The organism is Streptomyces sp. WAC00040, assembly GCF_056835925.1.
On sequence record NZ_JAKQZE010000002.1, the window covers coordinates 1,058,329 to 1,070,100 of the forward strand.

The following is an 11,772-nucleotide window of genomic DNA, read 5'->3' on the forward strand; positions in this document are numbered from 1 at the left end:
GGTGTCACGAGATGTCCGCGCCCCGCAGCAGCAGTTGAACCACCGCCAGCGCGGCCACAGCGATCGCGGCCCGGAAAGGCCACTTCCTGTTGCCGTGCCGCACGGCCGTGGCAGCCACCGCCGCACACCCGGCCGTGGCGGCGACTGCCCGTCCGATCATCCCGGCCGTGCCCGGAGGGCCGGCGGTGAGCACGCCGAGAGCCGTCAGCATCACCGCGGGAGCGAGCCACCGGCACGCGGTGGGACCCAGGCGCTGCGGCAGGCCCCGGACACCCGTCGCGAGATCGTCGTCGATGTCCGGCAGGACGTTGACGAGGTGTGCCCCGACGCCGAGCACGGCGCTCCCGACGGTCGCCCACCAGGCGGGCCACGGCTGGGACGGCAGTCCGAGCGTGACGAACGCGGGCAGTGAGGCGAACCCGAGGGCGTAGGGGAGCGGGGAGAGCACGGTGCCTTTCAGGAGGAGGTTGTAGGCCCAGCCTCCGGCCACCACTCCGGCGAGGTGCACCGTCGCCGCCGTCACCCCGCTGAGCAGGGACAGCGGCACGCAGAGAGCCAGCGCCGCCGCGGCTGCCCTCGCCACCACGTGCTGCGCCAGGGTGCCGGCGGCCACCGGCTTGTCCCGGCGGCCGACCGCGGTGTCCCGCCGCGCGTCGACGGCGTCGTTGCACCACCCGACGGAGAGCTGTCCGGCCAGCACCGCGGCCGCGACGCCCAGCGAACCGGCGGGCCCGCGGCCGGCCGACAGGGCCAGCGCGGTGACGAACACCGTCACGGCGACCGTCGCCTCCGGGTGGCACGCACGCAGCAACACCAGTAGCCGGTGTGTCGCCCGAGGGGAAGTCGCGCAGGGGTATAGAGACACGGGTGCAAGGTAATGACCGGATCGACCGTGAGGAGACATCCCGGTATGCGTGTCCCCGCGCTCGACGAAACGGCCCCCGCCCCCTCCTCCGCGTCGAACCGGACCACATCCGTCGTCTCTGTGCGGACCGCTCTGCCGTCGCACCGGTACGCCCAGAGCGACCTGACCGAGCTGATCGGTGATCTGTGCCTGCCGCCGGGCGAGGACCGGGGCCTGCTGCGCCGCCTGCACCGCTCGGCGGGAGTGCGTACCCGTCACCTCGCCCTGCCCATCGAGCGGTACCCGGGGCTGACCGACTTCGGGCGGTCCAACACCGCCTGGATCGAGGCCGGTCTCGCGCTCGGCGAGGAAGCGTTGGTGGGCGCCTTCGAAAGCGCCGGGATCACGGCGGCGGACGTGGACCTCCTGGTCTGCACGTCCATCACCGGAGTGGCCGCTCCTTCGCTCGACGCCCGCCTCGCCGTTCGGATGGGAATGCGGCCGGACGTGAAAAGGATCCCCGTGTTCGGTCTGGGATGCGTTGCGGGCGCCGCGGGTCTGGGCCGGATCCACGACTACCTGTGCGGCCATCCGGAGGACACCGCGGTACTCCTCAGCGTCGAACTCTGTTCGCTGACCCTCCAGCAGCGCGACGGATCGCTCGCCAACCTCGTGGCAGGGGCACTCTTCGGGGACGGTGCGGCAGCAGTCGTCGCACGCGGCGGCCGGGCGGCGGGGCCGGACGCCGGCCGGCCGCGGGTGGTGGCCACGCAGGGCAGGCTGTACCCGGACACCGAACACCTGCTGGGCTGGCAGATCGGCGCCGGCGGCTTCCGCGTCGTCGTCGACGCCGGCATCCCCGACATCGTCCGGGCCCGCCTCGGCCCGGACCTTCGGGCCTTCCTGGCCGCCCACGGCCTCGGCCCGGACGACGTCGGCACCTGGATCTGCCACCCGGGGGGCCCGAAAGTGCTCTCCGCGGTCGCCGACACGCTCGACCTGCCCGAAGGCGCTCTGGAGTCCGCCTGGAGGTCCCTGGCGAGCGTGGGGAACCTGTCCTCCGCCTCCGTGCTGAGGCTTCTCGAGGACATCGGCACGACGGGGCGCCCCGATCCCGGGACCTGGGGCGTACTGCTCGCCATGGGGCCGGGGTTCTGCACCGAGTTCGTCCTCCTGCGCTGGTGAGGAAACGCTGATGCTCTGGTACACCGTGCTCGTGTCCGCCGTCGCGGCGGAACGCGTCGTGGAACTCGTCGTGGCCAGGCGCAACGCCGCCTGGACCCTCGCCCGTGCCGGCGTCGAGCACGGCCGCGGACACTACCCCGTCATGGTGGCCCTTCACACGGCTCTGCTCGCGGGCTGCCTGACCGAGGTGGCGATCGCCGGCCGGCCGTTCGTCCCCGCCCTCGGCTGGTCCATGCTGGGCGTCGTCGTGCTGGCCCAGGCACTGCGCTGGTGGTGCATCAGGACCCTCGGCCCCTACTGGAACACCCGTGTCATCGTCGTTCCCGGAGCGCGCCTGGTCCGGGCCGGCCCCTACCGTTTCGCCCGCCACCCGAACTACGTCGCCGTCGTCGCGGAGATCGCGGCCCTGCCACTGGTGCACTCCGCGTGGCTGACGGCCGTCGTGCTCACCGCGGCGAACGCGGTACTGATGGGCGTCCGCGTCCGCTGCGAGAACACCGCCCTCGCCCAGGCCGTGCCGGCATGAGCCCGGCTCACGACCTCCTGGTCGTCGGAGGCGGGCCCGCCGGCCTGGCCACCGCGCTGCACGCCGCGCGGGCGGGCTTCGACGTCGTCGTGGCCGAGCCGCGCACGGCACCGATCGACAAGGCGTGCGGCGAGGGACTCATGCCGGGTGCGGTACGGGCGCTGAAGGCGCTGGGCCTTAAGGTCCCCGGCCAGCCGATCGCCGGCATCCGTTACGTGCAGGGCACGCGCGCGGTCGAGGCCGCGTTCCGGCACGGTCACGGCCTCGGCGTGCGCCGCACCAGCCTCCACATGGCCCTGCATAAGGCGGTCGTCGACGAGGGAGTCCCCGTACTGCCCCTCCGGGTCAAAGGCGTGTCCCAGGACGCCACGGGTGTCACCGAGTGCGGCACCGGCCTGCGCGCCAGATGGCTGGTCGCCGCGGACGGCCTCCACTCGCCGGTGAGGCGGTCGCTCGGACTGGTGACCACCTGCCGCGGCACGCCTCGGTACGGATTGCGCCGGCACTACGCGGTGCCGTCGCGGTCCCCGTACGTCGAAGTGCACTGGGGCCCGCACGGGGAGGCCTATGTGACACCGCTCGGCCCCCGGCTGGTGGGCGTCGCCCTACTGACCTCCCGGCGCTCGCCGTTCGGCGCGCAGCTCGCCGGCTTTCCCGAACTCGCCGCCCGGTTCCACTCCGGGGCGGCCGTGACGGACGTCCGCGGCGCGGGCCCGCTGCGGCAGTCGGCCGGCGCCCGCGTCCACGGTCGCGTGCTGCTGGTGGGCGACGCCGCCGGATACATCGACGCGATCACCGGGGAAGGTCTCTCGCTGGCCCTGACGGGAGCCGAAGTGCTGGTCGACCATCTGCGCCGCGGGACGCCCGCCGCCTACGAGTCGGCCTGGCGTGCGGCCACCCGCCGACACCGCCTCCTCACCGAGGGGCTCGTGCGGGCCCGGCAGCAACCCCTGCTGGCCCGGCTGATCGTTCCCACGGCCAGAAGACTCCCGGGCGTGTTCACCGCCGCCGTGAACGCCCTCGCGTGACCGGATGCCCACCCTCGACGCCGTCCCGCGAGTGCTGCGGCCGCGCCATCAGCACAGCGACGTCGTCCTGCGGGCGTACGGGCAGCAGCTGCCGCAGGACGTGGTCACAGAGTTCCTCCAGCGGCTGCTGATCATGGTCCCGCAGCGCATGGGCGAGTCGGCCGAGGCCCTGATCGAGGTCCCGGCCGCGGGTCTCGATGAGGCCGTCGGTGTACAGGACCAGCAGACTGCCCGGAGGCAGCGGGATCCGCTCGGCCCGGAAGTCCTGCCCTCCCGTTCCCAGCGGAGTGCCCGGTGGGCCGTCCAGGTAGGTGATCGCTCCGCCGGGCGACGCGACGGCCGGCGGAGGGTGGCCGGCCCTGGCGATCAGGCATCCGCCCGAGACGGGATCGTGGACGGCGTAGACGCAGGTCGCCATCTCGTCCTGTCCCATGTCGGCCACCACGGCGTCGAGCGAGCGGAGTACCTGGGCGGGCGGGATGTCGCTCCGCGCGAGCGTCCGCACCGCCGTGCGAAGCTGCCCCATGACGGCCGCGGCGTGGATGCCGTGGCCCATGACGTCTCCGATGACCAGGCCGGTTCTGCCCCCGGGCAGCGTGATGACGTCGAACCAGTCGCCGCCGACATCGTGTTCGCTGGCGGGCAGGTAGCGGCCGGTGAGCTCGAGGCCGCCGACCGTTGGGAGCTCGCTGTTCGTCAGGCTGCGCTGCAGAGTGAGGGCCGCCGCGCGCTGGCGGGTGTACATGAGCGCGTTGTCGATGTTCAGTGCCGCTCGTGCGACGAGTTCGTCGATGAGCACGCAGTCCTGCTCGTCGAAGGGCTCGTGACTGCTGAGCCGCGTCACCACGACGGCCCCGAGCACCTTGCCCCGCGCGACCAGCGGGATCAGCCGCGCCGAGCCGAGGGTCTTGAGATACGCACGCAGGTCGTCGGCCCGGGGATCGGTGATCAACGCCGGCACGTCGGAGCGGTACAGATCGGTCGGACGCCCGTCGGCGATGACACGTTCGTACAGGGATCCGTGCGGAATCCGGGACGTCGTGCCGGGCACGAGATTCGCCGTGGGGGCGGACGGATCCGGGAAGGCGGCGGCCATCCGGCGGACCACACCGTGCGTGGACGCCGCGGACTCGTCCGGTTCGATGAGCTCTTCGAGGAGTTGCACGTCGGCCGAGTCGGCGAGCTGGGGCACCAGCACCTGCACCACCTCCTCCGCGGTCTGCCGAAGGTCCAAGGTGGTGCCGATGCGGGTACCGGCCTCCGCGAGCAGGGCGAAGCGGCGCCGGGCGCGTTCGACCTCGATCTCGGCCTGCTGGCCCTCGGTGATGTCGATGAGGGAGGCGATCAGCCCCAACGTCCGGCCCGAGCCGTCGACGAGCGGGGCGTACGAGCAGGACCAGGTCCGGTCCCGCTCCGGGTCGGCGGCGGTCCGGCCCGTACGGCGGACGTCGACGACCGCGGTGCCCCGGTCCAGAACCTCCCGCATCGTCGATTCGAGCCCTGCGGCGTTGACGCCGGGCACCACTTCCGAGAGCCGCTTGCCCAGATGCTCGGCGGCGGAGACACCGTTCATCCGTGCCAGGGCGTCGTTGACGCGCAGGAAACGCAGATCGGTGCCGAGGGTGGCCAGGCCGATGGGCGACTGGGTGAAGAGACTCTCCAGTGCCGCCAGCGATTCCCGCATGCGCAGCACCTGCGAGGTCTCCACGGCGACGAGGAGGGCCCCCGGCTGTCCCTGCGCGTCGGCGGCCGGGACGATCCACATCTCCATGGTCACGCGGTGGCCGTCACGATGGCGCACGGAAAGGGTCCCGACCACGGTCTCCCCGGCGTGGACGCGGCGCGTCAGCTGATCGGCCAGGGGGCCGTTGCCCTCGGGCACCAGCAAGCCGGACGCGTGTCGGCCGAGAATGTCCTCGGGCGGGTGCCCGAGCAGGTCCTGGGCGGCCAGGGACCACTCCATGACGCGTCCCTCCGCGTCTTCCCTCCACAGCGCGATCGGAAGCAGCTCGCGGAGCACGCCCGCGTATCCGACTGCGCCTACGGGCGGCACCTGGCCCGCCGAACGGTGAGCGTCCAATATGAGACCTCACTACAAATGGATCGTTTAATACCAAATCACCCTATCCGAGACTCCGTGGTCGGGCCCGGCCCGGCACGGGTCCCGCCCTACTCGGGCACGGCGTCGGGATTCTGCGCGGCGTCCTTGCGGCCCTGCGGTGTCGGTCTCGCGTGGATGTACAGCTGCCGGCGGTCCTCCACCTCGACGTGCCGGGGCAGCGGTAGCTCGAAGCGCACGGGGCGGCCGTGGTCCGCCATCTGCCGCGCGGGGTTGTAGACCCGGTTGAATCGCCACAGCATCCGGGCGAAGTTCGTCTGGCCCCGGGCCAGGTTGGCCGCCAGGATGCGCCCCGCGCCGAACGCGGTCCGCAGGCCGAGGTGCTTGCGGTTGATCACCGACTGCGTGCGCACCAGCTCGCGGTAGAACTCCTCCAGGGGCAGCGTCGTCGGCACGACCGCGTGCTGGATGTCGAAGAGCCGGTAGTCGCGGGTCGTCAGCTTCCGTGCCTCGGTGTGCCAGATCTCCGTCCCCGGATACGGAGTCATCACGGTGAGGTGGACGATCTCCGGAACAGAAAGGGCGAATTCCCGGACGACCCGGAACCGCTCCCGGTCCCAGGCCGGATCGACGATCAGGTTGATGGCGACGGTGATACCGAGCTTCCGCGCCGTCTCGAGGGCGTGGAAGTTCTCATCAGGGCTGATGCGCTTCCGGTAGAGGTCGAGCCCTTCGGCGTCGATCGCCTCCATACCGAGGAACATGTATTTCAGACCGAGCCGTGACCAGCGCTCGAAGATCTCCCTGTTGCGCAGCAGAACATCGGCGCGGGTCTCGAGGTAGTAGCTCTTGCGGATACGGCGGCGCTCCAGCTCCGCGGCGATACCGTCGCCGTGTTCGGGACGGATGAAGGCGACGTCGTCGACGATGAAGACGTTCCGCTCCCGGATGCTCGCCATTTCCTCTGCGGCGACCTGCGGAGAAGCTTTTCGGTAACTGCGGCCGTAGAAGGTCCAGGCGGAGCAGAAAGAGCAGTCCCAGGGGCAGCCGCGGGTGAATTCGATGGAGGCGCAGGGGTCGAGCTCGCCGATGAAATAGCGGCGGCGGTGCCGCAGGAGGTCGCGCGCGGGGCGAGGGGAGTCGATGCTGTGCAGCATGGCGGGCGCCGGGCCCCGGCCCTCCAGGGTGACCGCCCCGGGCACGGAGGACAGGCCGCCGTCGCGGGCGGCGTCGAGGAGCGGCCCGACCGCCGTCTCACCCTCGCCGCGGGCCACCGCGTCCACGGCGCCGTCGGCCTGCTCCAGTACGTCGTCGGCGACGAAGGACACGCTGTGTCCCCCGAAGAAGACGAAGACGCCGGGCATCCTGCGCTTGGCGTCCTGGGCGATCTCGATCGCCTCAGGAATGTTCGCCAGGTAATTGAGAGAAACGCCGATGGCCTCCGGCCGGAAGGATTCAAAAAGGCGCGTCAGCGCCGTATGCGACTCGGTCTGCAGGTCGATCACCCGCACCTCATGACCCGCTTCCCGTGCCGCACCCGCGACACGCTCGAGACCCAGCGGCTCAAGACGCAGGAAGATCTCCGAGTACATGAGCGCGCTCGGATGAATCAACAGCAACCGCATGCCGGCCTCCAATTCGTAGAAGAGGAAAACCCACACCCTTGTGCGAGCACTCCGGGCCTGTCGGTCACCCTCGTGGCCGCGCTGCTCGGAGTGCGAGACGGTGGCATGAGATGTCGGCAAGCAAACACCTCGTCACATCCGAGTCGCGGGACCTGATGGAGGACAGCGCCCTTCGTGTCTCGTTTCCGACTCGCATGGCGGCACGTCACGGGAGGAAGCGGGGGCGGCCGCGTGTACGGCGGCAGGCGTCCGTGTGAGCGGTGGTGGCCGTCGGCCCCTGCACGTCCGTGTCGGACCCGTCATCCGGCGCAGGTGCCGCACGGCACACACCGGGCCGACGGGACCGACGAAGGGCGGCCGTGTCGATCGGTGCCAGGACGCTTCTCGTACACGAGCAGGGCCATGTTCGTCGTGACCGGCGTGAGTCGTTGTGTCCCGGGCGGATGACGGCAGGATGACGCTGGACTGACAGCAGGTCCGTAGCCTTGCGAGTGTGATTCGGGGACCGCTTCTCCGTCCTGCCCACGGGCGAGCCGGCGCAAAGGCCCGCACGTTCGGTCGGACGGCCGGCAGACCGGGGGTGTGCTCCTCGGGCCACCGCGGTGCGTTCTCGCGACGCGGTCGCACCACCGGGTCCTGCCCCGCCGGGGGTGTTCGACTGGACGCTCCCGTTACGCAGCGACAGGTGCAAGTCGCCCCAGGAGCACCGGTTATCGGCGGGACCCGAGTTGCCGGCGGAGCGGAACCGGCGGACGCTGAGAGCAAGGAAAGCTGCGACTTGGCCACCGTCAGGGCCGGTTGGGCCCAGGTATCCGGTTTCCCTTTCCCGTGGAGTCGCCGCGAGTCGCTGTCCGCGTACGCCGGGCGTTCGCGACACCGGCCTCTCCACTGTGCGGCGCAGAGAGGCCGACACCATGCACCACACCGTCCGCGACCATCGGATCGCGTTCAAAGACCCGCTCGAGGGCCGATCAATCGCCATGTGTCCACGGCTCCGGCCCCGCACGGAGGCGTTCCGCACCGAACAACGCCCCGACGGCGCCCAGTTCGCCTCCTGGTCGGCCAACGCAAAGCTGGAGGGAGATGCGCCATGCCCACCGCCACGATCGTAGAGCTCTGGTGTCTGAAGCCGGCCACCGGTACGGACTTCGGCCATCTGACCCCGCATGTGCAGGGTCTGCTCTCGGGCTTCGAGAAGATCTTCATCGATGAGGCAGGCCAGCTGGCCACTGCCACCGTCCGGGCCATCCCCGGTCTCGTGCAAGCACTGGACGAGGTCCAGGCGGACCCGGACAACGTCTACCTCACCGTCAACGCCTCGAGCGGGCTGGACAACTCCGTGTGGCCGGGGAACGGGGAGACGCGCGACATGAACAAAGACCAGGTGGAACACCCCTCCGTCACGATCCCGTTCGACTTCTCCGCGTCGCTGACACTCTGGGACAAGGACTCCGGATTCCTGAACGACGACGACCCGCTCGGCACGGTCAGGATCGACACCGACGACACGGACCGGGGGCACGTCGCCCAAGTCGCCTCTTCGGACGTCGAAGGGTCCTTCTACTACGTCACATACCGGGTGGACTCCTGACCGCGGGAGAACGACGGAACGGGTGATCGACCGATGGCAGAAGACGAAGGCACGCGGCTGCTCCGACTCCTGTCGCGCACGTTCCTGGACGCGCTTCAGGACGCTGCCTCCGCCGTCCTGCAGGAACTGACCGGCCTCGCGGTCGACGAGAGGTTCGCCGCGTCACCGTACGCCGGAAGAATCCTCCAAGCAGTCCATCCGGACCACCCGGTGCTTGCGGTTCTCGACCGGCTGAGCGCCGATTCGGGCCCCGCTCACGTGGGGCTGCACGGTTGGAGGGAGGCGGCGGCCGACGACGCACCGCACGGGCTGGCGTGCGTCGCGTCGTCCGGGACCGGCGCCTTGGCGCTCCTTTCCGTGGTGCCCGGGGGGAACCCGGCAATCACCGCCCGCGCGGCCGGATTCAACGACGGTTCGATGCCGCCGCTGCCCCTCCCGGGCGGCTTCACGCTCGTCGTCGGTGGCAACACGCCGGGGGAATTGGCCGTCGGTCTCTCCTCCGACACGTCACCAGCCCTGCACCAGCTCGCCGTCGGCTCGCGTGTCGAGCTCGAACTGACCCGTACCGGCCCGGCGGAGCCGCTGGGTGTCGAGGGCGGACCGGCCGTCCAGTTCGGTGCGGTGAGCGCCGGGGCCTTCGTCGCCGCCGGCCCCGCCGGAGAACTCGAACGCGGTGGGCACCTGGTGCTGACGGGCGGGGAAGTGGTTCTCGCCCCGGGGTTCCTGCGCGGCCTGCTCCCGGTCGACCTGGCGTTCCCGCTCGAGCTCGACCTGCGCGCGTCGCCCGGGACCGGTGTCGTCATGGGCGGCAGCCCTTCGCTGCGGACCCGCCTGTCGGGGTCCGCCGGGCGCTGGCTGGACCTGGCGCTCGAGGTTCCCGACACGGCCGACGCGACGGCCGTCCTGGCCTCGTTCGAGACGTCGCTGACCGCCGCCCTGCCGGCCGCGCCGGTCGAGATCCAGGTCGGCGGGCTCGGATTCAGCCTCCCGCTCTCGCTGGAGCTCGGCACACCGCTGCTGCCGAAGCCGACGGAGCTGCTTCCCGCGGTCCCCGACGGTGCGGGAGTCTCGCTCGACCTACCGGTGGTCGCGGGCTCGGGCGTCCTGGCGCGGATCGGCGACGACCTGGCCGGCGCACTGTCGGTACGCATCCCGCCGATGTCCGCCGCCGCCTTCGGGGTGCTCTCCCCGGCACGGGGCGGTGACCCGCTGTCCTTCCTCGTCATCATGGGGGCGACGTTCCCGCCGCCCGGCGTCCAGATCGGATTCGGGTTCGCGATAACCGGAGTGGGCGGCGTCGTCGGCGTGAACCGGCGGATCGACCGGGACGCCCTGATGCGCGCGGTCTCGGACGGCACCGCCGCACAGATCCTCTTCCCGTCCGACCCGGCCGGTACCGGGCGCGCTGCGATCGAGGCCCTGCCCGCGGTCTTTCCGGCCGCGCGCGGCTCCGTCGTCACCGGTCCGATGTTCCAGATCGGTTGGGGCGGCCGCATGGTCACAGGCAGTGTCGCCGTCCTGGCCGAGTCAGGCAGACAGGTCCGGCTGACCATTCTGGGCAAGGTCGTGATCGCGCTGCCCGATCCGGCCGCCCCGCTGGTCTTCCTGCAGGTCACGTTCGCAGGCTTCATCGATCCTGCCGAACCGGGGGTCATGTTCGTCGCCGGCCTCACCGGCTCCCACATCGTGGGGGCGCCGCTGACGGGCGATCTCATGGTGCTGACCCGCGGCGGCGACGACCCGACCCTCGTGATCAGCGCGGGCGGGTTCCACCCGGGCTTCCCGGTGCCGCGCGGCGTCCCCCCGCTGCAACGCCTGTCGATGGACCTGTGTCCGGTGCCATGGATCGAGATGCGGTGCGAGTCCTACTTCGCGCTCACGACGAACACCCTGCAACTGGGGGCAGCCCTCGAACTGGTCGCTGAGGTCTCCGGCTGCGGACTGCGCGGGTTCCTGGAATTCGACGCCCTGGTGCAGTACTCCCCGTTCCGCTTCGTCGCCGACATCAGCGCGGGGATCGCACTTCGGGCCTTCGGTCGGACCCTCATGGGTGTCAGCCTCACCTTCCACCTGGAGGGCCCCGCGCCGTACCTCGCCCGGGGGCGGGGCTCGATCGACCTGTTCCTGTTCGAGGTCTCGTTCGACTTCGAGATCGGCTGGGGTTCCCCCGCGCCGGAACTGACCGGCGGCGATGTCGGCAAGGATCTGCGCAAGGCCCTCGCCGAACCGGCCGCCTGGCGCACGCGTGGGTCCGGCCGGCCGACATTCGAGCTCACCGCGCAGTCCGAGAAGGCTCTGGAGGACGCCACCGTCGTGGATCCGTACGGAACGGTGTCGGTGCGCCAGGAGGTCGTCCCGCTCGGGGTGGAGATCCAGCGGTACGGCGGGGTTCCTGTGCCGGCTCAGCGGTGGGACCTCACGGGCGGGGAGTTCGCCGACGGGGAACCCGCCGAGCACACGGTCGAGACCAGGGCCGACTTCGCGCCCGGCATGTTCGTGCCGAGCCGGTCGGACGACGAGTCCATGACCAAGGAAGCCTTCGTGCGCCTGCGGTCCGGGGTGGAGCTCCATCCGGCGGGCGCGTCGGGCTCCGAGCTCCGCCCGGTGGACCTGGTGTGGGAGGAGCGGGTGCTGGCCCGGGACATACCGATGCCGGCGCCGTCGCCGGTGGTCGGGCCGGTTGCCGCAGGAGCTCTGATGTCGGTGATCACGGCATCGGTCTTCGGACACCGCCGCTGGTGGACGCTCCCCGAGATGGTCGTCACCGTCGCGGCGGCTCCTCCGGTGGCGGCGGCGTCGACGTGGTCGATGGCCGCGAGCGAACTCGGCGCGGAGACCGGCCTGGAACTGGCACAGGCGGTCGCGGCCTCCGGCGGAGCGCTCATGGCCGTCGAGGCGTGGGAGATGTGACCCG

The 11,772-nt window shown here is 71.2% G+C and carries 8 protein-coding genes; 5 read left to right on the forward strand and 3 right to left on the reverse strand.

The window, feature by feature from the left end; translation table 11 throughout:
* Positions 1 to 4: 4 nt before the first annotated feature.
* Complete coding sequence (locus MDN94_RS24300) at positions 5 to 904, reverse strand: UbiA family prenyltransferase (protein ID WP_482727969.1); 900 nt, start codon at positions 902 to 904, stop codon at positions 5 to 7.
* Positions 905 to 910: 6 nt separating this feature from the next.
* Here MDN94_RS24300 and MDN94_RS24305 point away from each other — a divergent pair, with 6 nt between their 5' ends.
* Genes MDN94_RS24305 through MDN94_RS24315 form a run of 3 tightly spaced genes read left to right on the forward strand, consistent with a single transcriptional unit; the run spans position 911 to position 3,583 of the window.
* Positions 911 to 2,029, forward strand: a complete 1,119-nt coding sequence (locus tag MDN94_RS24305; RefSeq protein WP_482727970.1) for a type III polyketide synthase — start codon at positions 911 to 913, stop codon at positions 2,027 to 2,029.
* Between the two features lie 10 nt (positions 2,030 to 2,039).
* Entirely contained in the window at positions 2,040 to 2,555 is a 516-nt protein-coding gene (locus MDN94_RS24310; protein ID WP_482727971.1) for an isoprenylcysteine carboxyl methyltransferase family protein, read from the forward strand.
* A complete protein-coding gene (locus MDN94_RS24315) occupies positions 2,552 to 3,583 on the forward strand; it encodes an NAD(P)/FAD-dependent oxidoreductase (protein ID WP_482727972.1) in 1,032 nt (343 codons plus the stop codon). The genes MDN94_RS24310 and MDN94_RS24315 overlap by 4 nt, the downstream gene beginning before the upstream one ends.
* Here the strand turns inward: MDN94_RS24315 and MDN94_RS24320 are convergent.
* On the reverse strand, positions 3,555 to 5,663 hold the full coding sequence (locus tag MDN94_RS24320) for a SpoIIE family protein phosphatase (protein WP_482727973.1): 2,109 nt from the start codon (positions 5,661 to 5,663) through the stop codon (positions 3,555 to 3,557). The genes MDN94_RS24315 and MDN94_RS24320 overlap by 29 nt on opposite strands.
* An 89-nt stretch (positions 5,664 to 5,752) precedes the next feature.
* Complete coding sequence (gene hpnR / locus MDN94_RS24325) at positions 5,753 to 7,267, reverse strand: hopanoid C-3 methylase HpnR (protein ID WP_482728229.1); 1,515 nt, start codon at positions 7,265 to 7,267, stop codon at positions 5,753 to 5,755.
* A gap of 1,090 nt (positions 7,268 to 8,357) precedes the next feature.
* On the opposite strand from hpnR, the gene MDN94_RS24330 reads away from it, so the two are divergent.
* Positions 8,358 to 8,858 carry a hypothetical protein gene (locus MDN94_RS24330; RefSeq protein WP_482727974.1) on the forward strand — a complete coding sequence of 167 codons (501 nt, stop codon included), beginning with the start codon at positions 8,358 to 8,360 and terminating at the stop codon, positions 8,856 to 8,858.
* A 33-nt stretch (positions 8,859 to 8,891) separates the two neighbouring features.
* Positions 8,892 to 11,768, forward strand: coding sequence for a DUF6603 domain-containing protein (locus tag MDN94_RS24335; protein ID WP_482727975.1), 2,877 nt, complete (start codon positions 8,892 to 8,894; stop codon positions 11,766 to 11,768).
* Positions 11,769 to 11,772 lie beyond the last annotated feature (4 nt).